23 protein-coding genes are annotated in these 26595 nt (G+C 53.9%); 20 read left to right on the top strand and 3 right to left on the bottom strand.

Features of this window, described 5'->3' with window-relative positions; translation table 11 throughout:
- Nucleotides 1-146: 146 nt before the first annotated feature.
- From ABS784_RS06470 to ABS784_RS06495, 6 genes are all read left to right on the top strand, one after another.
- Nucleotides 147-1547, top strand: a complete 1401-nt coding sequence (locus ABS784_RS06470; RefSeq protein WP_020278960.1) for a hypothetical protein — start codon at nucleotides 147-149, stop codon at nucleotides 1545-1547.
- A gap of 204 nt (nucleotides 1548-1751) precedes the next feature.
- Nucleotides 1752-2789 (top strand): uroporphyrinogen decarboxylase, encoded by a 1038-nt coding sequence (hemE, locus tag ABS784_RS06475; RefSeq protein ID WP_025038854.1) that lies wholly within the window; start codon nucleotides 1752-1754, stop codon nucleotides 2787-2789.
- A 16-nt stretch (nucleotides 2790-2805) separates the two neighbouring features.
- Nucleotides 2806-3756 carry a ferrochelatase gene (gene hemH / locus ABS784_RS06480; RefSeq protein ID WP_011230165.1) on the top strand — a complete coding sequence of 317 codons (951 nt, stop codon included), beginning with the start codon at nucleotides 2806-2808 and terminating at the stop codon, nucleotides 3754-3756.
- Entirely contained in the window at nucleotides 3749-5188 is a 1440-nt protein-coding gene (gene hemY, locus ABS784_RS06485; protein WP_352511828.1) for a protoporphyrinogen oxidase, read from the top strand. The genes hemH and hemY overlap by 8 nt, the downstream gene beginning before the upstream one ends.
- A 318-nt stretch (nucleotides 5189-5506) precedes the next feature.
- The gene (locus ABS784_RS06490; RefSeq protein ID WP_011230167.1) at nucleotides 5507-6079 is read left to right on the top strand and encodes a TetR/AcrR family transcriptional regulator; all 573 of its coding nucleotides are present in this window, start codon (nucleotides 5507-5509) and stop codon (nucleotides 6077-6079) included.
- Nucleotides 6080-6234: 155 nt separating this feature from the next.
- Entirely contained in the window at nucleotides 6235-6570 is a 336-nt protein-coding gene (locus tag ABS784_RS06495; protein WP_231847806.1) for a YhgE/Pip family protein, read from the top strand.
- A gap of 292 nt (nucleotides 6571-6862) precedes the next feature.
- Here the strand turns inward: ABS784_RS06495 and yhfH are convergent, their stop codons facing one another.
- The gene (yhfH, locus tag ABS784_RS06500; RefSeq protein ID WP_011230169.1) at nucleotides 6863-7000 is read right to left on the bottom strand and encodes a protein YhfH; all 138 of its coding nucleotides are present in this window, start codon (nucleotides 6998-7000) and stop codon (nucleotides 6863-6865) included.
- Between the two features lie 151 nt (nucleotides 7001-7151).
- On the opposite strand from yhfH, the gene ABS784_RS06505 reads away from it, so the two are divergent.
- From ABS784_RS06505 to ABS784_RS06525, 5 genes are all read left to right on the top strand, one after another.
- The gene (locus tag ABS784_RS06505; RefSeq protein WP_011230170.1) at nucleotides 7152-7886 is read left to right on the top strand and encodes an MBL fold metallo-hydrolase; all 735 of its coding nucleotides are present in this window, start codon (nucleotides 7152-7154) and stop codon (nucleotides 7884-7886) included.
- Nucleotides 7887-8021: 135 nt separating this feature from the next.
- The gene (locus ABS784_RS06510; protein WP_014195010.1) at nucleotides 8022-9566 is read left to right on the top strand and encodes a fatty acid--CoA ligase family protein; all 1545 of its coding nucleotides are present in this window, start codon (nucleotides 8022-8024) and stop codon (nucleotides 9564-9566) included.
- Nucleotides 9567-9693: 127 nt separating this feature from the next.
- Entirely contained in the window at nucleotides 9694-10701 is a 1008-nt protein-coding gene (locus ABS784_RS06515) for an ABC transporter substrate-binding protein (RefSeq protein WP_011230172.1), read from the top strand.
- Nucleotides 10702-10830: 129 nt separating this feature from the next.
- Complete coding sequence (locus ABS784_RS06520; RefSeq protein ID WP_011230173.1) at nucleotides 10831-11823, top strand: ABC transporter permease; 993 nt, start codon at nucleotides 10831-10833, stop codon at nucleotides 11821-11823.
- Nucleotides 11789-12586 (top strand): ABC transporter ATP-binding protein, encoded by a 798-nt coding sequence (locus tag ABS784_RS06525; RefSeq protein ID WP_011230174.1) that lies wholly within the window; start codon nucleotides 11789-11791, stop codon nucleotides 12584-12586. The genes ABS784_RS06520 and ABS784_RS06525 overlap by 35 nt, the downstream gene beginning before the upstream one ends.
- A 56-nt stretch (nucleotides 12587-12642) precedes the next feature.
- Here ABS784_RS06525 and dat read toward each other — a convergent pair whose 3' ends face one another.
- The gene (dat, locus tag ABS784_RS06530; protein WP_011230175.1) at nucleotides 12643-13506 is read right to left on the bottom strand and encodes a D-amino-acid transaminase; all 864 of its coding nucleotides are present in this window, start codon (nucleotides 13504-13506) and stop codon (nucleotides 12643-12645) included.
- Between the two features lie 187 nt (nucleotides 13507-13693).
- Between dat and ABS784_RS06535 the strand changes: the two genes are divergently transcribed.
- Nucleotides 13694-14410, top strand: a complete 717-nt coding sequence (locus ABS784_RS06535) for an AzlC family ABC transporter permease (protein ID WP_352511832.1) — start codon at nucleotides 13694-13696, stop codon at nucleotides 14408-14410.
- The gene (locus ABS784_RS06540; RefSeq protein WP_011230177.1) at nucleotides 14403-14708 is read left to right on the top strand and encodes an AzlD domain-containing protein; all 306 of its coding nucleotides are present in this window, start codon (nucleotides 14403-14405) and stop codon (nucleotides 14706-14708) included. Before ABS784_RS06535 ends, ABS784_RS06540 begins: the two co-directional genes overlap by 8 nt.
- A 63-nt stretch (nucleotides 14709-14771) precedes the next feature.
- Here ABS784_RS06540 and ABS784_RS06545 read toward each other — a convergent pair whose 3' ends face one another.
- Nucleotides 14772-15362: an SCO family protein gene (locus ABS784_RS06545; protein WP_011230178.1), complete on the bottom strand. Its 591-nt coding sequence runs from the start codon at nucleotides 15360-15362 to the stop codon at nucleotides 14772-14774.
- Between the two features lie 192 nt (nucleotides 15363-15554).
- Here ABS784_RS06545 and aceA point away from each other — a divergent pair, with 192 nt between their 5' ends.
- From aceA to addA, 7 genes are all read left to right on the top strand, one after another.
- Nucleotides 15555-16841, top strand: a complete 1287-nt coding sequence (gene aceA / locus ABS784_RS06550) for an isocitrate lyase (protein ID WP_011230179.1) — start codon at nucleotides 15555-15557, stop codon at nucleotides 16839-16841.
- Nucleotides 16842-16970: 129 nt separating this feature from the next.
- Nucleotides 16971-17165 carry a hypothetical protein gene (locus ABS784_RS06555; protein WP_011230180.1) on the top strand — a complete coding sequence of 65 codons (195 nt, stop codon included), beginning with the start codon at nucleotides 16971-16973 and terminating at the stop codon, nucleotides 17163-17165.
- A gap of 120 nt (nucleotides 17166-17285) precedes the next feature.
- Nucleotides 17286-17819, top strand: coding sequence for a competence protein ComK (locus ABS784_RS06560; RefSeq protein ID WP_014195018.1), 534 nt, complete (start codon nucleotides 17286-17288; stop codon nucleotides 17817-17819).
- 102 nt (nucleotides 17820-17921) lie between these two features.
- Complete coding sequence (locus ABS784_RS06565) at nucleotides 17922-18545, top strand: TVP38/TMEM64 family protein (protein WP_352511835.1); 624 nt, start codon at nucleotides 17922-17924, stop codon at nucleotides 18543-18545.
- Entirely contained in the window at nucleotides 18542-19090 is a 549-nt protein-coding gene (gene lepB, locus ABS784_RS06570) for a signal peptidase I (RefSeq protein ID WP_011230183.1), read from the top strand. Before ABS784_RS06565 ends, lepB begins: the two co-directional genes overlap by 4 nt.
- Nucleotides 19091-19346: 256 nt before the next feature.
- Complete coding sequence (gene addB / locus ABS784_RS06575) at nucleotides 19347-22850, top strand: helicase-exonuclease AddAB subunit AddB (RefSeq protein WP_352511837.1); 3504 nt, start codon at nucleotides 19347-19349, stop codon at nucleotides 22848-22850.
- The gene (gene addA, locus ABS784_RS06580; protein WP_119877622.1) at nucleotides 22851-26579 is read left to right on the top strand and encodes a helicase-exonuclease AddAB subunit AddA; all 3729 of its coding nucleotides are present in this window, start codon (nucleotides 22851-22853) and stop codon (nucleotides 26577-26579) included.
- The last annotated feature ends 16 nt before the right edge of the window (nucleotides 26580-26595 follow it).

Below are 26595 nucleotides of genomic sequence, written 5' to 3' on the forward strand. Positions count from 1 at the left end.
TGTTTGTGCTGGCGCCGGCGTTTTTCATTTTCAATGGATGGCCGAAGCTTTCACACCTTTTTTCCCGCTTCATATGCTGTAGTACACCGGCCTGGGCGCATGTCCAGCGGGTCGGGCTGGAAGTTGGGAAGAAAGGGGAATGATTCATGGGTGTAGAGCTTGTAGCGCTGCACTGGATTTACTTGCTGTTCATCGTGCTCATTATTGGGTTTATGGTCGCCCGCAAAGATACATCGCTCATTTGCATTGCCGGCATCTTTTTATTGGCGGCGGTCGCTACCCATTCGTTGAGCGCGGCGGTCAGCGGAGTGTTTAACAGCTTTATTTACGCGATTACGGAGCTATTGCCGACGATTTTAGTCATCTCTATTATTGTGGCGATGAGCAAAGTGTTGTCGGCCACCGGCATCAATGATGTCATGGTTTCGCCGTTTGTCCGTTTCATCCGTACGCCGGCTTGGGCGTATTGGACGATCGGAATTTTGATGATGATCATTTCTTGGTTTTTCTGGCCGTCTCCGGCTGTTGCTCTCATGGGGGCAGTTCTGTTGCCGGCAGCGGTCCGAGTGGGCTTGCCGGCGTTGGGAGTGGCGATGGCGATGAACTTGTTCGGGCATGGCATCGCGCTTTCCGGCGATTTTATCATCCAAGGGGCGCCGAAATTAACGGCCGATGCCGCCGGGCTGCCGGTCGGCGATGTCATCGCTGCCAGTGTGCCGCTTGTTTTTGTAATGGGGGCCGTCACAACGGTCACGGCGTTTTACTTGCTGCGCCGTGACATGAAGCGAGGGCGACTGGCAAGCGGGGAGGCGGAAATGGCTGCAACGGTCGATTCGACGCTGGAAAAAACAAGTCATTTACTGACGGGACAAACGAAAAAATGGCTTGCGCTGTTGATTCCGATTTTGTTCGCCCTTGATGTCATCGCGATGTTTTATTTGCGGTTGCAAGGCGGGGAAGCGACCGCCTTGGTTGGTGGGACAGCGATTTTCATTTTGATTCTCATCTCCGTTCTCGCCCATCGGCAAGAAAGTTTTGCGGAAGTGACAAATTACTTTATTGAAGGGTTTCAGTTCGGGTTTAAAGTGTTCGGCCCTGTTATTCCGATCGCCGCGTTTTTCTATCTTGGCGATGCGGGGTTTGTGAAAATCATCGGCGACTATTTGCCACAGGCATCGCAAGGCATCGTCAACGATTTAGGGGTTGCCTTGGCTCATGCGGTGCCGCTGAACAATGAGGTGGGGGCGGTTACGCTCACGATCGTCGGGGCGATTACTGGTCTTGACGGCTCCGGGTTTTCCGGCATCTCGCTCGCCGGTTCGATCGCTCATTTGTTTTCTGTAGCGATCGGCGGCGGAACGGCAACGTTGACGGCGCTCGGCCAAATCGCCGCCATTTGGGTCGGCGGCGGCACGCTCGTTCCGTGGGCGCTCATTCCAGCCGCAGCGATCTGCGGAGTTGACCCGTTTGAGCTGGCGCGCCGCAACCTCATTCCTGTTGCTGTCGGCTTGGTGGTTACGACCGTTGTCGCCATGTTTCTCATCTGAACAGAAAGCTGTCCCGTGCGGCCGGGGCAGCTTTTTTGCTATAATGGGCATGGACTTAAAAATCGGTCGATTTTTTGACAGTTCGCCTTCTTCTCTATACATTGGGTACGGAAAGCTGTATAGTGAAAAGGAGATAGGCAATGTTTGAAGGCAAGAAAAGGCGAAACCATTGACGGGATTGTGAGGAAAGAAAGGCGGATGGAGATGGCTAGACAGATCAATGATACATTTTTGCGCGCCTGCCGCGGCGAACAAACATCGTACGTGCCGGTTTGGTATATGCGGCAAGCCGGACGGTCGCAGCCGGAGTATCGGGCGCTGAAAGAAAAATATTCGCTGTTTGAAATTACGCATCAACCGGAGCTTTGCGCGTACGTCACCAGACTTCCCGTTGAGCAATATGGCGTCGATGCCGCCATTTTATATAAAGACATTATGACACCGCTGCCGGCCATTGGCGTGAACGTCGAGATTCAGGGCGGCATCGGGCCGGTGATCGCAAATCCGATTCGCTCGCTTCAAGACGTCGAGCGGCTTGGGGAGATTGATCCAGAACATGATGTGCCGTATGTGTTTGAAACGATTCGGCTCCTTGTCAACGAACAGTTGGATGTGCCGCTCATCGGGTTTGCCGGGGCGCCGTTTACGTTGGCGAGCTACATGATTGAAGGCGGTCCGTCAAAAAATTATCATAAGACGAAAGCGTTCATGTATGCTGAACCGAAAGCGTGGTTCGCCTTAATGGACAAGCTCGCTGAGATGACGATCCGTTATGTGCGGGCGCAAATTCGGGCAGGGGCAAGCGCTGTGCAAATTTTTGATTCTTGGGTTGGCGCCGTTAGTGCTGACGATTACCGGACGTTTATCAAGCCGGCGATGGCGCGCATTTTTGCCGCTTTGCGGGAAGAAGGGGCTCCGCTCATTATGTTTGGCGTCGGCGCCAGCCACTTAGTGCATGAGTGGAACGATTTGCCGCTTGATGTCATCGGCCTTGACTGGCGGCTTTCGATTCGCGAAGCGCGCCGCCAAGGCATTGCGAAAGCGATTCAAGGCAACTTGGATCCGGCGGTGCTTCTTGCGCCGTGGGACGTGATCGAAGAACGGGTGAAGCGCATTTTGGACGAAGGGATGGAACGGCCGGGCTACATCTTCAACTTAGGCCACGGCATTTTTCCGGATGTTCAGCCGGCGACACTGAAGCGTCTGACCGCTTTTATCCACGAATATACGTCAACGAACTAAACGAGGGGGTGGCACAATGGTGAAAAAAACAGCGGGGCTGCTCGTGATGGCGTACGGAACGCCGTACCGGGAAGATGATATTGAACGGTATTATACGCACATTCGCCATGGGCGCAAGCCGCCGCAAGAACAAATCGAGGATTTAAAAGCGCGCTACCGGGCGATCGGCGGGTTGTCGCCGCTTGCGAAAATTACGGAAGAGCAGGCGAAACGGCTCGAGGAGCGGCTGAACGAAGTGCAAGATGAAGTCGAGTTTCGCATGTATTTAGGGCTCAAACATATTGAGCCGTTCATTGAGGATGCCGTCGAGCGCATGCATGATGACGGCATCAAAGAAGCGGTTGGGATCGTCCTAGCCCCTCATTATTCCACATTCAGCATTCGCTCGTACAATGAGCGGGCGAAAGCGGCAGCAAAAAAGCTCGGCGGACCGACCATTTACACGATTGATCAATGGTATGACGAGCCGAAGTTTTTGCAATATTGGGCAGAACAAGTGCGGGCGATTTTTGCCGCCATGCCGGAACGTGAGCGGGAGCGAGCTGTGCTGATCGTATCCGCACATAGTTTGCCGGAAAAAATTATTCAAGCCGGTGACCCGTATCCAACGCAGCTCGAAGATACAGCGAAACGAATTGCTGATCAAGCCGGCGTCGCCCACTATGCCGTCGGCTGGCAAAGCGCCGGTCAGACGCCGGAACCATGGCTTGGGCCGGACGTGCAAGACTTGACGCGCCAGCTTTACGAAGAGCGCGGCTATACGTCGTTCGTTTACGCGCCGGTCGGTTTTGTCGCCGACCATTTGGAAGTGTTGTATGACAACGACATTGAGTGCAAACAGGTGACGGAAGAGATCGGCGCCCGCTATTACCGACCGGAGATGCCCAACACGAATCCATTGTTTATTGATGCATTGGCGTCGGTTGTGTTAAAGCGGTGGGCGGAAGAAGGCGATCGACATGAATGAAGGGCAACGGACGGTCGTCATCATTGGCGGCGGCATTACCGGCTTGACGGCTGCTTACTACTTGCAAAAAGCGATTCGAGAGCAACGCCTCCCACTTACATGCAAACTTGTCGAGGCGACGCACCGGCTCGGCGGAAAAGTGCAGACGGTCGTCCGCGACGGTTTTGTCATTGAACGCGGTCCAGACTCGTTTTTGGCGCGGAAAACGAGCGCGTTTCGCCTTGTGAAGGAAGTCGGCCTTGAACATGAGATCGTTCATAACGCGACCGGAACATCGTACATTTTGGTCAACGGCAAACTCTATCCAATTCCGGGCGGAGCGGTGATGGGCATTCCGACGCGCATCGCCCCGTTTTTAACGACCGGACTGTTTTCCCCGGCCGGCAAGCTGCGGGCGGCGCTTGACTTTGTGCTGCCGCCGGTGAAAGTCGATGGTGATATGCCGCTTGGCCGCTTCTTCCGCCGCCGCCTCGGCGATGAGGTGGTGGACAATCTCATTGAACCGCTGCTTTCCGGCATTTACGCCGGCGACATTGATGAGATGAGCCTAATGGCGACGTTTCCACAGTTTTTTCAGCTTGAGCAAAAATACGGAAGCCTTGTCCGTGGAGCGAGACGAACGACGCCGAAAGAGCAAAAAGAGCGGAAAGGGGCGTTCCAGACGTTAAAAACGGGCTTGCAGTCGCTCGTTGATGAAGTGGAAAAACGGCTTGAGCCGGGCAGCGTTATCAAAGGGGTGCGTGTCGAGCGGATCGTTCGCACCGATTCGGCGTATCGGCTGCAACTGAGCACAGGAGAGGTGTGGGGGGCAGACGGCATCATCGTGACAACGCCGCATCATGTTGTGCCCGACATGTTCGCTGACTATCCGTTTTTCGCCCCGTTCCGTTCAGTGCCGCTGACGTCGGTGGCGACGGTGGCGCTCGCATTTCCGGAGGAGGCGATCCGCCAAGACATTGACGGCACCGGGTTTGTCGTTTCGCGCCGCAGCGATTACACGATGACAGCGTGCACATGGACGCATAAAAAATGGCCGCACACCGCGCCGCCTGGCAAGGCGCTCTTGCGCTGCTACGTCGGGCGCCCGGGCGATGAGGAGATCGTCGACCAACCTGATGATGAGATCGTCCGCGTTGTATTGGATGATTTAAATAAAGTGATGAATATTGCCGGCCAACCGGAGTTCGCCGTCATCTCGCGCTGGAAGCGGGCCATGCCGCAATACACGGTCGGGCACCGCGAGCGGCTGGCGCACATTAAACGGCAGATGGGCGATGCGCTGCCGGGGGTGTTTTTGGCCGGCAGCTCATACGAAGGGCTCGGATTGCCGGATTGCATTGACCAAGGCGAAAAAGCGGTGCGTGACGTGCTTCTGTATTTGCAGCAAGCGCCAGTTCAACAGACGTCCGATCTGTACAGCAGCGTCCGTTAATCGACGGTTTTCCAACGCCCTGGTCCGTTCGCCGCTCACATTTGGACGTCGGTGCGGCCGCCAGCCGGTTGAAGCGAAAAGAAGCGGATGGCTGTTTGTCTCTTTTGGCTCGTGGAAGTGGTTTCCGCTGCAAAAGGGATGTGAAAAGAACGTGGGAGAAGCTTCAACGGCGCTTCTACCCATTTGCTTGGAAAGGATGAGGGAGCAGGAAGAAATTCCGTCCCCAATGCGACGGCCCTTTACATCCATGTTGTTTGATAGTATAATGGATACGGGTTGACCAAATTGTTCATTTAGTCAATTTGAAGGATGAGGAGTATGGCAAGCGACCGCAAACGGCAAATCATCGAAGCGGCGGCCCAATCGTTTGCTGCCTTTGGCTACAAGGCGACGACGATGGAGCAGATCGCCAAGCTCGCCAACGTCGGCAAGGGGACGATCTATACGTTTTTTAAAAGCAAAGAGGAACTGCTTGATGAAATCGTCTCCGGATTGATTATGGAAATCAAGGCGGAAGCGGAGCTGGCGATGGACTCGTCACTGCCGTTTTCCGAAAACGTCCACCGCGCCTTGTACCGCATTTTGGAATTTCGCCAGCGCCATCAGCTGACGGCGAAGCTGCTTCAAGAAGTGCGCAATATCGGTACGGCGGCGGTGCAAGAAGTGCTTGCCAAACTGGACCGGGCAATGGTCGAGTTCATTCGGCAAAAAATTGATGCGGCGGTGGAAAAAGGGGAGATTCGTCCGTGCAATTCGGAAATTACGGCATTTTTGATGCTCAAGACGTACATCGCCTTGATCGTCGATTGGGAAAAAGATCATGAACCGTTGACAAAAGAACAAATTGCTGAATTGTTTACGCTCTATTTTTTGCAAGGATTGTCGAGATAGATGATCCTCTTTTTTTGTTGGAAATTGACCATGCGGACAATTTGGTCATCTGTACAAAGGAGGGAGCGCCATATGCTGCGAAAAGAGATGCGGGCCATCGTGCTCCGCCCGAATTTGCTTGGCATTTGTTCACTTGGATCATCAGCATAACGTTTATGATGATTGTTCAATTCCTTGTCACCGTGTTTGACAACCCAGGCCGGTTTCTTGCCATTTTGCTATTGATTGCCCAGCTAGTTGGAAGCGCCGGCACGTATCCGATTGAGCTCGTTCCGGGTGCGTTGCAGTCGCTTCATCCGTGGCTGCCGATGACCCATGCGATCCGTGGGTTGCGAGCAGTCATTTCAAGCGGCGATTTCTTGGTCATGTGGAAGGAAGCTGCGATATTGCTTGCGACAGCCGCGGTCTTTGCCTTGGCGACGCTCGTGTATTTTCTCCTTCGGTATCGCCGCCGTTATGCGGTATGGACGGAAACAGCGGCTCAAACGTGATGATTGAACCATGCCGTCTCGAAGGCGTCCTAAAAAGATTGGGACGCCTTTTTGCATTGGCCAATATCGGAATCAAACAACAGATGGAATTAAAACCATTTTCTAGGACGAGGGATTGCTTTTTGCGGATGGGCCGCCATTAGAACGTTGTGTGTGATGGCGCCCCTGAGATTGGCAAAAAAAAATGCCTCTTAGCTGGAGGCAGTCAAGAGAAAAGGCAGGCTGCATTGGGGAACAGCCAAACGCCGGCGGGGCAGCCGGCGAACGTGACGCAAGGGCAGCGTCCGCTCACCTATTGGCGGTAAGCGGCGCCAAGGCAATCAGAGCACGTGTTGCCGTAGCATTCATGCTGCTCGTCAATCTCTTTGCCGCAGTGCAGACATTTTTTTGGCGGTAAGTTTCTGAAAAATTCCAACACTTTCATCAACATTCCGATCCCCTCCGTTGTCTTGGTAATTTTATTGTATTATAACACACAACAAAATGTCAATAGGTGTTTTAAAACAAAAATCAACAAAGATGAAAAAATAGGCGCGGTTGTGTATGATGAAGACAAAACGAATGGAAGGAGAGAACCGAAAATGAAAGTGACGGTCATCGGCTATTGGGGAGGATTCCCTGCCGCCAATGAAGCGACATCGGCGTATTTGTTCGAGCATGATGGATTTTGCCTGCTCGTTGATTGCGGCAGCGGGGCGCTTGCCAAGCTGCAAAACTATACGGCTGTGGAAAACTTAGATGCGGTCATCATCTCCCATTATCATTACGACCATATCGCCGACATCGGCCCGCTCCAATACGCGCGTCTCATTCATAAAAATTTGGGAGCTGACCTTCCCGTCTTGCCGATTTACGGCCATGTGGAAGACGAGGCGGCGTTTTCCCGCTTGACGCACAGCGGCATTACGGAAGGAATTGCCTATGACCCGAATGGGACGCTGGCTGTCGGGCCGTTTTCGATCACATTTATGAAAACAGTCCATCCGGTGCCATGCTACGCGATGCGCATTACTGCCGGCGGCAAGACGGTTGTTTATACGGCCGATTCAAGCTATATACCGGAGTTTCTTCCGTTTGCCAAAGGAGCCGACTTGCTCATTTGCGAGTGCAACTTTTACGCTGGGCAAAACGCGGCGCCGGCTGGGCATATGACGAGCGAGGAGGCGGCGGCCATCGCGGAGGGAGCACGTGTCGGAGAATTATGGTTGACGCATTTGCCACACGTTGGCCGGCACGAGCAGCTGGTTGAGGAGGCTGGCCGGACGTTCCGCGGTGTCATCCGCCTCGCCCACACCGGCCTAATATGGGCGCAATAGGCCAAAATAAGAGAGAACAGCAAAGGAAACGCTTTCCCTTGCCCTTTGCTGTTCTTTTTTTTATAATAAATATAGTTCGAATTTTTTTACTTATAAAATGAATGGTCATTCATTCATTTTGGGGGAGGAGCGTATATGAACGTAACGACGCGGTTGGCGCAAATCGCTAAGCAGTTGCCGGACAAGGAAGCGTATGTGTTCATGAAAGAGCGGTGCACGTATCAACAATTGGACGAAGCCATTTCCCGATTTGCCGACGGGTTGGCGCGGCTTGGCGTTCGCCGAGGCGACCATATCGCCTTGTTGCTTGGCAACTCGCCGCAGTTTGTCATCGGCTTGTACGGGGCGTTGCGGCTTGGGGCGACCGTCATTCCGATCAATCCCATTTACACGCCCGAGGAAATTTCTTATATTTTGCACAACGGCGACGTCAAGGCGGTGATCGGCCTCGACTTGCTCGCTCCGTTGTTTGTGGAGGCGAAGAAGCGGCTTCCGCTGCTCGAGCATGCGATCGTTTGTGAAACGCCGGAAGGGAAGGAGAAAGGTGTTTCGCTGTCGGAAGGGATGAAATCGTTTGCAGAAGTGTTGGCGGACGGCAGCCCGGACTTTACCGGACCTGAACTGGGTGATGACGATGTCGCCGTCATTTTGTACACATCGGGGACGACCGGCAAGCCGAAAGGGGCGATGCTCACTCATAAAAACATATACAGCAATGCGCAAGATACGGCTGATTATTTAGGCATCAATGAAAACGATCGCGTCATCGCCGCGTTGCCGATGTTTCATGTCTTTTGCTTGACCGTGGCGCTCAATGCCCCGCTGATGAACGGCGGAACGGTGCTCATCATGCCAAAGTTCAGCCCAGCAAAGTTGTTTCAGCTGGCCCGAGAGGAAAAAGCGACGATTTTTGCCGGCGTGCCGACGATGTACAATTTCCTTTATCAGTACGAAGGTGGAAGCGCGGACGATTTGCGGACGCTCCGCCTTTGCATCTCAGGAGGCGCTTCAATGCCGGTCGCTTTGCTTGAAAACTTTGAGAAAAAGTTCAACGTCATCATTTCGGAAGGATATGGGCTTTCGGAGGCGTCCCCTGTCACCTGCTTTAATCCGCTCGATCGGCCGCGCAAGCCTGGTTCGATTGGAACGAACATTAAAAACGTTGAAAATAAGGTCGTCAACGAATACGGAGAAGAAGTGCCCGTCGGCGAAGTTGGCGAGCTTGTCGTTCGCGGGCCGAACGTCATGAAAGGGTACTACAAAATGCCTGAAGAGACCTCGGCCGCCTTGCGCGACGGCTGGCTGCACACCGGTGATTTGGCGCGCATGGACGAGGACGGCTATTTCTACATCGTCGACCGAAAGAAAGAGATGATTATCGTCGGCGGCTACAACGTGTATCCACGCGAAGTCGAAGAAGTGCTGTACAGCCATCCGGATGTCGTTGAAGCCGCGGTGATCGGCGTGCCGGACCCGGATTACGGAGAGGCGGTGCGGGCGTATGTCGTCGCGAAAAATCCGGAGTTGACGGAAGCAGAGCTCATTGCTTACTGCCGTGAGCGGTTGGCAAAATATAAAGTGCCGAGCGCGATTGACTTTTTGGACGAGCTGCCGAAAAATGCGACAGGAAAAATTTTGCGAAGAGCGTTAAAAGAGCGGCTCGCGTCTTCCCATGCTTGATGGTGCTGAATTTTCAGCACCTTTTCTTTTTTTTGAATAGTATATTGAAAACAAGTAGATAAATTTATATAATTTAACACATAAAAGTTTAAAAGGACTAAACTTCTCTACATAGGGGGATGGGATCATGGGCCAATCGATTCGGCGGTTCGCCGCGGTGTGTGCAGCCGGCTTTTTGTTGCTTGGCGGCTGCGGCGGCGCGAAAGAGACGGGAAGCAGCCAGGGAAGCGGCGGGAAGAGCGGGAAAGAAAAGACGTACAAAATCGGCGTGACGCAAATTGTCGAGCATCCATCGCTCGATGCGGCGCGCAAGGGATTCCAGCAGGCGTTAAAAGACAAAGGGCTGTCCGTTGAGTATGACGTGCAAATCGCCCAAGGCGACCAAAGCAACAACCAAACGATCGCCAATAATTTTGTTTCGGACGGCGTCGACTTGATTTTTGCCAACTCAACGCCAAGCGCGCAGGCGGCGCTCAATGCGACAAAAGACATTCCAATCGTGTTCACTTCGGTGACTGACCCAGTCGGCGCACAGCTTGTCCAATCAATGGAAAAACCGGGCGGCAATGTGACGGGAACGACCGATACGCACCCGGAGGCCATTCCGAAAACGGTGCAGTTTATTGACAAATATATCAAAGGCAACCGTGTCGGCATGGTATATAACGCCGGCGAACAAAACTCAGTCGCTCAAATCGAACAGGTGAAAAAGGCGATGCAAGGAACGGACTTGCAAATCGTTCCTGCATCAGTATCGACATCAGCAGAGGTGAAGCAGGCGACCGAGTCGCTCGTCGGCAAAGTCGATTGTCTGTACATCATCACCGACAACACGGTCGTCTCGGCGCTCGAGTCGGTGATCCAGGTGGCGAATGAACACGACATTCCGCTTTTTGTTGGTGAACTGGATTCCGTCAAGCGCGGCGGTTTTGCGGCGTACGGGTTCGACTATTATGACATCGGCTACGAAGCGGGGGAAATGGCGGCGCAAATTTTGCAAGACGGCAAAAAGCCAGCCGATTTGCCGGTGCAATATCCACAAAAATTGAAGCTTGTCATCAACAAAAAAGCAGCGCAAGAAATGGGCATCAAGCTCAATCCGGAATGGGATTCCATTGCGGAATATATTGAATAAGCGGCCGTCCCTCCTTCGATGAAGGAGGGGGGCCAAAAAAGTAGGGAAAAGTGCGTTTTGGCACTCAACGTGTCACATGCGCCTTTGGTGTGTTTCCGAAAAGGTAGGTGAAAAGTTGTGTGGACAGCGATGTTCAGTTCCGTCGAAGCCGGCTTGATTTACGCCGTGATGGCGCTCGGCGTCTATTTATCGTTTCGCATTTTGGATTTTCCCGATCTGACGGTTGACGGCAGCTTCGTCACCGGCGCGTCCGTCGCCGCCGTGCTGATTGTCAATGGAGCCAATCCGTTTGCCGCCTCAGCCGCGGCGCTTTTGGCCGGCTTTGCCGCCGGGGTGTTGACTGGGCTTTTGCATACGAAAGGGAAAATCAATCCACTGTTATCCGGCATTTTAATGATGATCGCTTTGTATTCGGTCAATTTGCGCATTATGGGCAAATCGAACGTTCCGCTGTTGCAGCAGGAAACGGTCATCACAAAAATCACAGCCGCCTGGCGGCAAGCCGGATTGGATGCGGCGCTCAACCGACTCGTTTCCTTCACCGGTTTTGCGCCGCGGACATGGGCGGTGCTTGTGTCAATGGCGATTGTCGCGCTAATGGTCAAAGGGCTGTTGGATTGGCTGCTGAAAACAGAAGTGGGGATCGCCTTGCGGGCAACTGGAGACAACAAGCCGATGGTGGCGAGCTTTTCCGCCAACACCGATTGGTTGATCGTGTTTGGCCTTGGGCTGTCGAACGCGCTCGTGGCGCTTTCCGGAGCGCTCGTCGCCCAGTATGGCGGATTCAGCGACGTCGGGATGGGAATCGGGATGATCGTCATTGGGCTCGCTTCCGTCATCATCGGGGAGGCGTTGTTTGGCGCCCGTTCGGTCGCACGCGCGACGTGGGCGGTCATCGGCGGCGCCATCGTCTACCGTCTTATTTTGGCGCTCGCTTTGCGCGTCGAGTTTTTGGAGACGGGCGATGTGAAATTGATTACCGCGCTCATTGTCATGCTGGCGCTCGTCGTGCCCAACACGTTGGCGGCGCAAAAAGAACGGCAGCGGAAAAAGCGGAGGGTGCGGCAGTTGGAGAGGGGGGAAACCGTTGCTGGAGCTGAAACGAATTACAAAAGTGTTTAACGAAGGAACGGCTGACGAGAAAATCGCTTTGCGCGGCATTGATCTGACGCTTGCCCCCGGCGATTTCGTCACCGTCATCGGCAGCAACGGCGCCGGCAAGTCTACGCTCATGAACATCATTTCCGGACGGCTGTCTCCTGATACCGGCGAAGTGTGGATCAACGGCTGCGATGTAACCGCGCTCAAGGAGCATGCGCGCGCCCGCTACATCGGCCGCGTCTTTCAAGACCCGATGGCCGGCACCGCCCCGCATATGACGATTGAGGAAAATTTGGCGCTCGCCTACAACCGGACGAAGCGGCGCACGTTAAGTCTTGGCGTCACGAAGCAAAAGCGCGAGTGGTTTCGGGAAACGTTGCGAACGCTTCATTTAGGGCTTGAAGACCGGCTCGCCGCCAAAGTCGGACTTCTTTCCGGCGGGGAGCGGCAGGCGCTTTCCTTGTTGATGGCGACGTTTACAAAACCGGATGTGCTGTTGCTCGATGAACATACCGCCGCCCTTGATCCGGCGCGGGCGGAGTTGGTCACGGAGTTGACGAAGCAAATTGTTGAGCAGCACCGCCTGACGACGCTCATGGTGACGCACAACATGGAGCAGGCGATTCGCCTTGGCAACCGGTTGATCATGATGGATGGCGGGCAAATCATTTTTGCCGCAGAAGGAAAGGAGAAAGAGGAGCTGACGGTCGAGCGGCTGCTTGAGGCATTCCAACGCATCCGCGGCAGCCAGTTTGCGAGCGACCGCGCCGTGCTCAGCTCATAAACGAAATGAGGTGTCCTTCTTTGGCTAGGGGACACCTCTTCTGTTCGGCCGGCCGGTCAGATATTTTGGGTTTCTCGCTGCGTCGCTTGTCGGTAGGCGGCTTGCAGCGCCTTCGTCACCGCCCCTGGCGCGCCGCTTCGGATCACCGTTTCGTCGACTTGAATAATCGGGATAATCGCTGACGTCGTGCTCGTTAAAAACAGTTCGTCCGCCTCCGCAAGGTCGTTGGTGGAAAACGCTTCTTCGACAAATGGAATGCCAAGCTCAGCGCAAAACTGCTTCACTTTCGTGCGGACGATGCCGTTTAAAATCCGTGCGGTGGCCGGATGGGTGTACACCGTTTCATTTTTGACAAGGAAAATGTTTGACGAGCTGCCTTCGGTTACGACGCCGTCGCGATGCAAAATCGCTTCAAACGCTCCGCGCTCAACCGCTTCTTGTTTAGCCAATACGTTGGGCAATAAGTTCAAGCTTTTAATGTAACAGTATTCCCAGCGGACATCTTTCGTCAAAATCGTGCGCACCCCATGTGTCATTTCCTCGGTTTTCCGCGCCATCGGCTGGATGTAGGCGTACAAGTTCGGCCGGTTTTCCGCCGGAAACGCATGGTTGCGCGGGAAGCTGCCGCGCGTCATTTGCAAATACAAAATCGCATCTTCCTGCACATCGTTGAGGCGGCGAAGCTCCTCAAGCTGTTCGATGAGCTCTTCGCAGCCAAACGGAACGGATAGGCGAATGGCGGCCGCTGAACGGTACAGCCGGTCAAGATGCTCGCGAAGCCAAACGTATATCCCGTTATATAAGCGGACGACTTCGTAGACGCCGTCGCCAAATTGCAAGCCGCGCTCTTCCATCGGGTACGTGACTTGTTCATAACGGAAAATGCCGCGGTCGGTTAATACATACGGTTTCACTGACATGGACGTGCACTCCTTTTCTGTTGCCATCAATCATGAATCAGTTTGATTATATCATAGATTGGCCTCTCTCTGCGTTTGTCTCGTGTTTGGCGTGAGCAGAAACAATGGATGGACGTTCGGGTTGCGAAACGAAAGGAATTTTTAGATAATAAAGTTATCAATCTAGTCAAATGGAGGGGATGAATGGATGGAAACGACATGGGCAGCCGGCAAGATGGCGCCGTTTCGCCAAGGGCTGCAAGCAGGAGTAGCGATCGCCATCGGCTATATGCCGATCGCGCTGGCGTTTGGGCTGCTCGCCAAAACAACCGGACTGACGTTCGCCGAGACTGTGCTCATGAGCATCGTCGTCTTCGCCGGCGCCTCGCAATATATCGCGTTAAGTCTGCTTACCGCTGGCACTGGGGTGTTTGAAATCGTGTTGACGACATTCATATTAAACATTCGCCATTTTTTAATGTCGGCGTCCCTTAATGAAAAGGCTGAGCCGGACGCGCTTTGGAAAAAAGCGTTGTACGCCTTTGGCATTACAGATGAAACGTTTTCGGTGGCGGCGATGAAAGAAGGAACGATCAACGCCTCGTATATGTTTGGGCTCATTGCCATGGCGTATGGCAGTTGGGTCGTCAACTCGGGCATTGGTTATGCCGCTGGGGCCGGTTTGCCGGAAAGTTTGCAAGAAAGTATGTCCATTGCCTTGTATGCCATGTTTATCGGCCTGCTCGTTCCAGCGTTGAAAAAGCAGCGGAAAATCGTCTGGCTGGCGGGGCTGTCGGCTTTATTCAACTCGATCGGCACGTTTGCTCTTCACTTGTCGAAAGGCTGGTCGATCGTTTTGGCTACATTGTTGTCGGTCATCATCGTTCAATGGCTGACGAAGGAAGGGGGAAACGGCGGTGAATAGCACAATCGTATGGATGATCATCGGCATGGGGGTCGTGACGTATTTGCCGCGCCTGTTGCCGTTTGTGTTGCTCGGCGGCGTCGAGCTGCCGTCGTTTTGGCAAGGAGTGCTGAAAAATGTGCCGTATGCGGTGCTCGGGGCGCTCATTATTCCTGACGTTTTTTTCATCCAAGATGATTTTTGGTTCGGTGTCATCGGTTTTGCGGCGGCCGTCATCACAGCTTGGCTTGGGGCCAACGTCATGATCGTCGTGCTTGCGGCGGTTGCAGCGCTCAGCCTGTATTCGTTATTTGTTTAAAAAGGGAAGCGGACATCGCTTCCTCTTTTCCTTTTGCGACAGGTATGCAAACTTGCTGCATGGTTATGACAATTCCTCCATAATCGCCTCGTATACCTCATCGACATGAAATCGAGATGTCCCCATGCCGATTTGTTTGACGACACGACCGTTGCGGCCAAGCAAGTAGGCGAGCGTCGTGTGTACGATCATGCCGTTGCCCGGGTCGCGGTATTGAAAGTGGAAGGCGTCCGCTACTTTTTTCGTGTCCGCTTCACTGCCGCGCAAAAACACCCAACCTTGTCCGTCGCTCATGACTCCAAACGCATTGGCATATGTCTGCAGCTTTTCATTCGTATCGCGCGCCGGGTCGATCGTGATCGTGATGAATTCCACCTTGCTTCCAAATACCCCGGCTTGTTTTAGGCGATCGCGCAGTTTTGCCATTTGCGCTGTCGTATTCGGACAAACATCCGGACAGTTTGTATAAATAAACTCGACAAGCCTCACTTTCGGCGGAAGGTCGCCAAACTCGTATGATTTTCCCCATGCTGTTTCCATCGTCACGTCATTTGGAAGCCGCATCGTTGATGGCTGGTAGACAGCAAAGTACAGGATGCCGACGCTGATGCCGATGATGACAAGAGAGGCAGCTAACGTATACCATTTTTTCACCATTCATCACTCCTCAATATGATCATATCAAAAAAATTAGCGAAAAAATCGCGATGTTTATGAACAATATGCGACTATTTTCCTAATTAAAAAAAGTTTCAAAAAAAGGCTTGCACTTTCGTTTTTCTGTTATATAATAAAAACGTAAATAAAAACAATGTAATATAACAAAGAGAGATGGGGGAAGGAAAAATGGCGTCATTTGCTGAACGTGTCCGGCAATTAGAAGAAAGTTGGAAAAATGAGGAGCGCTGGAAAGGGATCGTTCGTCCGTACAGCGCTGAGGATGTCATTAAACTGCGCGGCTCGCTTGACATCGAGTATACGCTCGCTCGACGCGGGGCGGAAAAATTATGGAAGCTGCTTCATACAGAGGATTACGTCGCGGCCCTTGGCGCGCTGACCGGAAATCAGGCGGTGCAGCAAGTGAAAGCAGGCTTGAAGGCGATTTATTTAAGCGGCTGGCAAGTGGCGGCCGACGCCAACCTCGCCGGACAGATGTATCCGGACCAAAGCCTGTATCCGTCCAACAGCGTTCCGCATGTCGTCAAGCGAATCAATCAAGCGTTGCAGCGCGCGGATCAAATTCAATACTTAGAAGGCAGCGGGGACGTGGACTACTTTGTGCCGATCGTCGCTGACGCTGAGGCGGGGTTCGGAGGCCAACTGAACGTCTTTGAGCTCATGAAGGCAATGATTGAAGCCGGAGCGGCTGGCGTCCATTTTGAAGACCAGCTGTCATCGGAGAAAAAATGCGGCCATTTAGGCGGCAAAGTGCTTTTGCCGACGCAAACGGCGATTCGCAACTTGATTGCGGCGCGGTTGGCCGCCGATGTCATGGGGGTTCCGACGGTGCTCATCGCACGCACCGACGCGAACGCTGCTGACTTGATCACAAGCGACATCGACCCGCGCGATCAAGCGTTTATCACTGGAGAACGGACACCGGAAGGCTTCTATCGCACAAGAGCCGGTTTGGATCAAGCGATCGCCCGCGGGCTTGCCTATGCGCCGTATGCCGACCTCATTTGGTGTGAGACGAGCGAGCCGAATTTGGATGAGGCGCGCCGGTTTGCCGAAGCGATCCATGAGAAATTCCCCGGCAAGCTGCTGGCGTACAACTGCTCGCCGTCGTTCAACTGGAAGAAAAAATTGGACGATGAAACGATCGCCAAATTCCAGCAAGAGCTCGGCAAAATGGGATACAAGTTCCAATTTGTCACTTTGGCTGGCTTCCATGCGCTCAATTACAGCATGTTCGAACTGGCGCGCGGCTACAAAGAACGCGGCATGGCGGCGTACGCCGAGCTGCAGCAAGCGGAATTTGCCGCCGAGAAGTACGGATACACGGCGACGCGCCATCAGCGCGAAGTCGGCACGGGCTATTTCGACGAAGTCGCCCAAGTGATCTCCGGCGGCCAATCGTCAACAGTCGCTTTGAAAGGATCGACCGAAGAAGAACAGTTTACAGCCATCTAATGCCGATCACCAGCAAAGAGACGCCCGGCTTGGCCGGGCGTTTTTTGTTTGAGACGAAGAGCCTCCTTGCTTCCATCGCATAATAAGGAAAAAAATGACGCATCCTATGGAGTACAAGGAGGCGATGTAATGGAAAAGAATCAAGGCGATCTGCCGGAGCTGATGCCTGCCGAGTTTCGCGTCAGTACGGATCTTCATGTTGAGCAATGGTCGATGAATGAAGAGACGTATGCTGGCGACTCGGTCGGCGAGCATACCGCGTTGGAACAGGCGAATGAATATTTAGCGTCCAAAGAAATCGGCCAAACGTTCGAAAACTCCTAGAACACCCATGACGATTGTCATGGGTTTTTTTATTAGATTTTTTGCAAAATATAGAAAAAAATAACTACTGATGGTATGATAGGAGTAGTGAGCGAGTTGATTAAGGGAGGAGACGAACGGATGAAAGTCAATGAATTCATTGTATTGGAACAATTCATCGTAAGCCGTTATACGATGGCGGTTCTCCCATACTTTTTAAACAGCGATGTGTATGCGAAAGTCATTGAAGAGGACGGCGAATATATCATCAAACAAACGCCGATTGACATTATTAAACATAGTTGCGATTACTACGGAAGCAGCTTTCAAGGAAGGAAAGAAGGAACGAAAGCCGTCATTGGCATCACTCATAAAGCGCCGATCGCCATTGAACCGTCCAATGAAATTTACGTATTTCCAACCGCCTCTCCGCGTGACTCCCGCTGCGTTTGGCTCTCGCACATGCACGTCTATCGGTATGAGCCTGCCAAATATGAGCGGACCATCGTTTATTTCCGCAACGGAAAAAGCATATCCCTCGATGTTTCCTGCAAATCGTTCATCAACCAGTTATACCGAACGGCTCAACTTCGAACGAAATTATCCGAGCGGATGGAAGCGAGGGAGCGCAAACTCCAATACATATTTCGCATGCAGCAAGAAAAACAGAGTTAGCTGAACAAATTGATAAAAATGGTTTTTCCTAAAGATGAGTTCAAATTAGGCGCCTGGACGTGTAAAATAAAGATATAAACGGCATTTGAATGGGGAATAGACATGGATATGGAAACAATCAAACAATGGTTCACGCTCGACAGCATCCTTTCCCTGCTCGAACAATACCGCTCTTTCGGCGTGCTTCCCGGCATCGCAGCGACGTTGCTTGAGTCGTTTTTTCCCATTTTGCCCATGTTCGTCTTCGTGATGGCGAACGCAGCGGCGTTTGGACTATGGAAAGGGTTTCTGATCTCTTGGCTAGGCGCTTCACTTGGCTCGCTCATCGTGTTTTGGCTGACGCGGAAAGTGGGGCAGAAGCGTTTTTTTCACTTTATCCGCCGCCACCCGAAAGTGCGGCAGTTTATGCATTGGATTGAGCGACACGGATTTGGTCCGCTGTTTTTGTTGTATTGCTTTCCGTTCACCCCATCGGCGCTTGTCAATATTGTTGCCGGACTGTCGCGCATCAGCCGCCAGCAGTTTGTATTGGCGGTGCTGCTAGGAAAGATGATCATGGTGTTTACCATCAGTTTTATCGGCTATGACTTGAAGGCGCTCATCCGTCAGCCGCTGCGCACGGCGATGATCGCCGCAGTCGTTCTGTTGCTTTGGTACGCCGGAAAACGGGTGGAAGCGCGATTTTCGTTGACGGAAGAACAAGGCGGCGAGGAGGGCGGGGAGTGACGAAGCAAAAAGAAAAACGAGGCCGCCGATGGCCATGGTTTGTTGCCGTTTGCGTTGTCGCCACGCTTCGGTTGTTCGTGTTCAGCAATTACGTGGTGGAAGGAAAATCGATGATGCCGACGCTAGAGAGCGGCAATTTGTTGATCGTCAATAAGCTTTCCTACGACATCGGGCCTATTCGCCGGTTCGACATTATCGTTTTTCACGCCAACAAAAAGGAAGATTACGTCAAGCGGGTTATCGGCCTGCCTGGCGATCGGATCGCGTACAAAAATGACATCTTGTATGTCAACGGAAAAAAAGTTGACGAACCGTATTTGCGCCCGTATAAACAAAAGCTGCTTGACGGCAGGCTGACCGGGGATTTTACACTTGAGGAGGTGACCGGGAAAACACGGGTGCCTCCCGGCTGCATTTTCGTTCTTGGCGACAACCGGCTTAGCAGCTGGGACAGCCGCCATTTTGGATTTGTCAAAATCAACCAAATTGTCGGCAAGGTGGACTTTCGCTACTGGCCGTTTAAACAGTTCGCCTTTCAGTTTTAACCTTCATCTCGAAAGAAGTCTTCCGCTTCTATAACGAAGTGAAGCTTCGGAGACCAATAAATGGATCCTTCGAAGCGAGGTTGTTCAGTCGTCCGACAGTCGCTGACATGTCGGCTGGCTTCACAAAAAGAAACAAACGTTAACGTTTCAGATTGCCTCCATATAACCCGCAGCCGGAAGGGCGTTTTTTTCTTCCCAAAAGCGAACGTATGTGCTAAAATAAAACAAATAAAGGAAACGAATGGTGGTGGATACAATGTCGCTGCGGTTTTTGCTCGGACGGTCAGGAAGTGGGAAAACGGCTGTCTGCCTCGAAGAAATTCGCCGCCAGTTGCAAGAGGATCCAAAAGGAAGGGCGATCGTCTATCTCGTTCCGGAGCAAATGACATTTCAATGCGAATACGCGTTGATACATACCGAGGGAGTGGGCGGGATGATTCGCGCCCAAGTGTTCAGCTTCACCCGTCTCGCTTGGCGCGTGTTGCAGGAAACAGGCGGCATGACCCGGTACCATATTCATGATGTTGGTGTGCAGATGATGATCCGCAAAATTATTGAGCAACGCAAACAAGAGCTGAAACTGTTTGGCCGCGCGGCGGACAAACATGGGTTTATCGAGCAGCTGAACGAAATGATCACCGAATGCAAACGGTATTGCCTGACGCCGGGCGAACTCCGCCGACATGCCAAGGCGTTCGAGGATGGGCCAAGCCAGCCGGGCCGCCGCTTGCTCGCTGACAAGTTGAGCGATGTCGCGCTTGTGTATGAGGAACTTGAGCGGAGTCTTATCGGCCACTATCTTGATTCGGAAGATTATTTGCGCTTGCTCGCTGAGCATATTCCGCGCTCAAGTTATTTGCGGGATGCCGATATTTACATCGACGGCTTTCATCATTTCGCGCCGCAAGAATATATGATCATCGAACAGCTTCTTCGCCATTGCCGGCGCGTCACCGTTTGTTTGACGATCGACCGCCCGTATGACGACGGAATGCCGGACGAACTTCATCTCTTTTATTTGCCGGCGCAAACGTATCGCCAGCTGAGGGAGTTGGCGCTAAGCAATGACATTGCGATCGAAGAGCCGATCGTGCTTTCGGCCAACCGACGCCATGAAGACAGGGCGCTCGTTCATCTTGAGGCGCAATTTCACCGACGCCCGTTGCTTCCATATGGTGCAAAGACCGATGCCGTCCATCTTTATGAGGCGTCCAATCGCCGAGCGGAAATCGAAGCGGTCGCACGCGAAATCATCCGCCTTGTCCGCGATGAAGGGGCGCGCTATCGCGACATTGCGCTGATCATCCGCCAGACGGAGGCGTACCGCGATCTGGTGAAAACGGTGTTTTTTGATTTTGGGATCCCGTATTTTATGGATGAAAAAGAACCGATGCACCACCACCCGCTCATTGAACTCGTGCGCGCTGCCTTAGAGACGGTCGTGACGCGTTGGCGATATGAAGCGGTGTTTCGGGCGGTGAAAACGGATTTGCTTTTTCCAACGGACGGCGATCTGCACATGTGGCGCGAGGCGGCCGACAAGCTCGAAAACTATGTGCTTGCTTACGGAATCAAAGGGGATAAGTGGACAAACAATGAGCGCTGGGCGTATCGGCGCTATCAGGCGCTTGACGGTTTGAACGTACCACAAACGGACGAAGAGCGGCAGTTTGAGGACATGCTCAATGAATGGCGCGAGGCGTTGGCCGCTCCGCTTCGCCGGTTGGAGCGCCGTCTGCGCCGGGCGGAGGACGGACGCGGGTTTTGTATGGCATTATATCTGTTTTTGGAAGAATTGCAGATTCCAAAAAAACTAGAGAAAATGAGCGCACAAGCGGAAGCGGACGGCCGCCTCGTTGAAGCGCGCCAGCATGAACAGGCGTGGAACGCCGTCGTCGATTTGCTTGACCAATATGTAGAAATGCTCGGGACAGAATCACTGCCGCTCGCTGAGTTTGTCAAGATTATCGAAGCTGGGCTCGATCGGTTGGAGTTCTCCCTTGTGCCGCCGGCGATGGACCAGGTGATCGTCGCTCAGCTTGATCGCTCTCGTTTGATTGACATCAAGTATGCGTTCGTCATCGGCGCCAACGATGGCGTTATTCCAGCGAAAGTGAAGGAAGACGGGCTGATGGCGGAAGTGGAGCGCGAGCAGCTGCGTGAGTTGGGGGTGGCGCTCGCCCCAGGGGGGCGGGAGCAGCTGTTTTATGACCCGTTTTTTGTCTACTTGGCACTTGTTTGTCCGAGCCGGCGGCTGTATGTTACATATCCGCTTGCTGATGGGGAAGGGAAAGCGTTGATGCCGTCGCCGCTCATCAAGCAGCTTACGGAACTGTTTCCGCATGCGCCGGTGCATCTGTGCGGCAACGACCCGTTCGACGCCCCGGCAGAAAAAGCAGAGGCGTTCGTGACCGCGCCGCGGGCGACGCAAACGTATTTGATCAGCCAGCTCCGAGCATGGAAGCGCAACTACGGCATCGATCCGCTTTGGTGGGATGTGTATAACACGTTCATCGGCCATCGGGACTGGAAGGAGCAGGTGCGGCATGCCGTCTCCGCGCTCTTTTATACAAACGGAGCGACGCCGCTCAAAAAACAGTGGAGCCAGCGGCTGTACGGCAAAAAAATTCAGGCGAGCGTCTCGCGCATGGAGCAGTTTCAAAAATGCCCGTACGCCCATTTCGCATCGCACGGGCTGCGGTTGAAAGAGCGCAACGTTTTCCGACTTGAGGCGCCGGATGTTGGGCAATTGTTCCATGCCGCCATCAAGCAAATCGCCGACCGGCTGAGCGAACAGCATCTTGATTGGCGCGAACTGTCAAGACCAGACTGTGAACGGCTGTCGGCCGAAGCGGTCGAGCGAATCGCCCCGCTCATCCAGCAGCAAGTGCTCTCAAGCTCTCATCGCTATGAATATATGAAACGAAAATTGAAACACGTCGTTGCCCGTACAACCCATGTGTTAAGTGAGCATGCGCGGGCGAGCGGTTTCGTTCCGATCGGACTTGAGCTGTCATTCGGCCCCAATGGCGACCTGCCGCCGCTTCGGTTTCGACTGCCCGACGGAACAGTGATGGAGCTTGTTGGGCGGATCGACCGCGTCGATAAGGCGGAAAGCAGCCAAGGAGTGCTTCTTCGCATTATCGATTACAAATCGAGCGCGAAAACGCTCGATTTGACGGAAGTATATTACGGCTTGGCGCTGCAAATGCTCACCTACCTGGACATCGTGCTGACGTATGCCGAACAGCTCGTCGGACAGCCGGCCTTGCCAGCCGGGGTGCTTTATTTTCACATCCACAATCCGATCGTTCAAGCGAAGCAATGGGTGGATGATGAGGTGGAAATGGCGAAAAAGTTGCTTGAACCGTTTCGGATGCGCGGGCTGTTGCTCGCTGACGTCGAGGCGATCCGGTTGATGGACGGCCGAACGGAAGACGGACAATGGTCGCTGATTGTGCCCGCTCAGCTTACGAAAAGCGGGTCGATCCATTCGCGTTCGTCGGTGGCGAGTCCATCCGACTTTGCCGCGCTCCGCCAGCATGTCCGCCGTTTGTTCATCGACATCGGCGGACAAATCGCCGACGGCGTCGTGTCGATCGCCCCGTACAAGTTGAAAGATAAAACAGCGTGCGAGTTTTGCGTTTTCAAACCGGTCTGCCAATTTGATGAGGCACTCTCCGGCAACGAATACCGGAAGCTTGCCCCGCAAACGAAGGAAGCGGTCATCGAAAAACTAGCGGAAGGGAAGGAAGGATAAATGAACGCCACGATTCGCCCGAAGCCGGCTGGGAGCCGATGGACGGATGAACAATGGAAGGCGATCGCCGCGGGCGGCCGAGACATTCTTGTCGCCGCGGCGGCCGGATCCGGGAAAACGGCCGTTCTTGTCGAGCGGATCATTCAAAAAGTGACGGCGGAAGAAGGAGCGGTCGATATCGACCGGCTGCTTGTCGTTACCTTTACCAATGCGGCAGCCGCGGAGATGAAAGCAAGAATCGGCGAGGCGCTCGAGCGGGAATTGGCCAAGCGTCCGCATTCGCTCCATTTGCGACGTCAACTCAGCCTGCTTCCCCGCGCCGCGATCTCGACGCTCCATTCCTTTTGCTTGGATGTCATTCGCAAATATTACTATTTGCTTGATTTGGATCCGTCGTTTCGCATCGCGGATGAAACGGAAATCGAGCTGTTGAAAGAGGATGTCCTTGAAGAGCTGCTTGAGGAGGAATATGGAAAGCCGGACAACGAGCGGTTTTTCGCTGTCGTCGATGCCTATACGGGCGACCGGAGCGATGCGGAGCTGCAGGAGATGATTGTCGCCCTTTATGAATTTTCCCGCTCCCATCCGGAACCAGATGAATGGTTGGCCGGTTTGACCTCGATGTATGATGTCGATGAACGAACAGATATAAAGACGCTGCCAGCAGCCCGCTATATCGCGCAACATGCTGCGATGGAGCTGGCGGCGGCCAGACGGCTGATCCGAAGGGCGCTTGAGCTTGCTGAAGAGCCGGGCGGACCGCGTCCGTACGCGGAGCGGCTGCGCGAAGATCGAGATATGATCGCTGATTTGGAAACGCGTCTTTCTGGACCGTGGGCCGAGCTGCATCGCGCGCTAAAGGCGCTGTCGTTTGGGCGGCTGCCGGCCTGCCGCGGCAAGGACTATGACGAGCGGCTGATCGACGAAGCCAAATCGTTGCGTGATCAGGCGAAAAAGAAAGTGGAGGCGCTGCGCGACAATGTGTTTTCGCTCGATCCATCCGTTTGGCTCCGCCATATGCGGGAAATGAAGCCGATCGTTGAAACGATCGCTAACCTTGTCCGCCGTTTTGCCGTCATGTTCCAAGCGGTGAAACGGGAAAAAGGAATCGTTGATTTTTCTGACTTGGAACATTATTGTTTGCATATTTTGCGGCGGCGCGATCCGGAAACGGGCGAATGGCAGCCTTCCCCCGCCGCCTTGGAATACCAGGCGCAGTTTGATGAAGTGCTTGTTGACGAGTATCAAGATACGAACCTCGTTCAAGAAGCGATTTTGCAGCTGGTGAAAAAAGGGAGCGAACGAACAGGCAATTTGTTTATGGTCGGCGACGTGAAACAGTCGATTTACCGATTCCGCCTTGCCGAGCCGATGCTGTTTCTGGACAAATACAAACGATTCACCGCAGACGGAGAAGAAGGGGGGATGAAAATCGATCTTGCGAGCAACTTCCGCAGCCGCCGCGAAGTGCTTGACGGGACGAATTTTCTGTTTGCGCAACTCATGGGGGAAACCGTCGGCGAAATGGTTTACGACGAAGCGGCGCAGTTGAAATACGGCGCTGATTACCCGGAAGGGGAGGATGCGGCGCCGGAAGTTATGATCATCAACCGGCAGCGTGCGGCGGAAGAGGACGAAGAGGAAGCGGCTGAATGGGAAGCGGCGGAGCTCGAGGCGCGGCTGATGGCGAAAAAAATCAAAGAGATCGTTTCCGCTCCGTTTTATGTATACGATCGTCCGAGCGGGCAGCCGCGGCGCGCCATGTACCGTGACATCGTCATCCTTGTCCGCTCGATGACGCATGCGCCGCAGATGATCGAGCAGCTGCAGGCGCAAGGCATCCCGGCGGCCGCGGATTTGTCATCCGGCTATTTTCAGGCGACGGAAATTTCGATCATGCTCTCACTGTTAAAAGTGATCGACAACCCGTACCAAGACATTCCGCTCGCCGCGGTGCTCCGGTCGCCGCTCTTTCGTTTTGACGAGAATGAGCTCGCCATGATTCGCCTCGCCGATCCAAAAGGCACGTTTTATGAAGCGCTCTGTTCGTTTCGGCAAAAGCCGGCGGAAACGGAAGAGGAGGCCAACGCCCAAAGGAAAGCGGCGGCTTTCTTAGAGCGGCTCGAGGGCTGGCGTACGATGGCGCGCCGCCGCTCATTAGCTGATCTCATTTGGCTGCTGTACCGCGATACGCAATTTTACGATTTTGTCGGCGCACTGCCGGGCGGCAGGCAACGGCAGGCGAACTTGCGCGCTTTGTACGACCGCGCGCGGCAGTACGAGTCGACGTCGTTTCGCGGCTTGTTTCGCTTTCTTCGCTTCATCGAGCGGCTGCAAGAGCGCGGCGACGATTTAGGGGCGGCCCGGCCGCTCGGCGAGCAGGAAGACGTCGTGCGCATCATGACGATTCACAGCAGCAAAGGATTGGAATTTCCGATCGTGTTTCTCGCCGGGCTTGCGCGTTCGTTTCATACGCGCGATTTGCATCACCCGTATTTGCTTGATAAAGAGCTGGGTTTTGCCGCCCGCTTTGTCCACCCGCGGCTGCGCATCAGTTATCCCACGCTGCCGCTGTTGGCCATCCAAACGAAAAAGCGGCTTGAACTGCTCGCTGAGGAGATGCGCATTTTGTATGTCGCGCTCACAAGGGCAAAAGAGAAGCTGTATTTGTTGGCGTCGGTCAACGATGCGGCCAAGGAGATTGAAAAATGGAAAAGCGCTGCTTCGGAACGCGGCTGGCTTCTCCCCGACGATGTGCGGGCTTCGGCCCGCTCCTACTTGGATTGGATCGGCCGGGCGCTCATCCGTCATCGTGATGGGGGGGCGCTTGCGGGAATGAAGGCGCCTGAAGAGGTCGCCTCCCACCCGTCTGTATGGCGTGTCTCCATCGTGCCGGCCGCCGATTTGCGCGGCGCAGAGGCTGCGAGGGAGGAGATGGATGGCGGCGTGCTTCTTGCCCTCGAACAAGGACGACCCGTTCCCGTAGAAGGAGGGTGGCGGAAGGAGGTCAAACGCCGCTTGTTGTGGCGGTATTCGTATGAGAAAGAAACGGCCGTGCGCGCCAAGCAATCGGTGTCAGAACTGAAAGAACATCGCGTGCTCTTTGGCGAGCAAGCGGACGAATGGCGGCCGCGACAAGGGACGGCTCCGGTGTTTTCTCGACCGCGTTTCATGCAGGAGAAAACATTGACGCCGGCCGAAAAAGGGACGGCGCTCCATATCGTCATGCGCCATCTTGATTTGCAGGCGCCGCTTGATGAATCGTCGATCCGCAGTCAGATCGTCCGCCTTGTCGAAAAAGAGCTGCTGTCGGCAGAACAAGCAGAGGTGGTCGATCCAGCGGCCATCGCTGCCTTTTTCACTGCAGATCTTGGCCGCCGCCTTTGCGCCGCCCGCGAAGTGCACCGTGAAGTGCCGTTCAGCTTGGGGCTTAAAGCGGCTGAACTGTACGGCGGCGAAGGGACGGAAAGCGGCCGGCGCGTCCTCGTGCAAGGGGTGATCGACTGCGTGTTTGTCGACGAATGCGGCTATGTGATGATTGACTATAAAACGGATGAAGTCGTCCACCGTTTTGCTGGGCAAAAGGAAGAAGCGGCTCGTTTTCTGCTCGGCCGCTACGGGACGCAAATGCGCTTGTACCGGCGGGCCATCGAGCAAATTTGGCGTGCGCCGGTGGCGGAATGCTATTTGTATTCGTTTGACGGCGGGTTTGTTGTGGCTGTTGAGTGATGCAAGGGGGGAAAGA

Source organism: Geobacillus sp. G4, from assembly GCF_040327975.1.
GTDB classification, from domain to species: Bacteria; Bacillota; Bacilli; order Bacillales; family Anoxybacillaceae; genus Geobacillus; species Geobacillus thermoleovorans.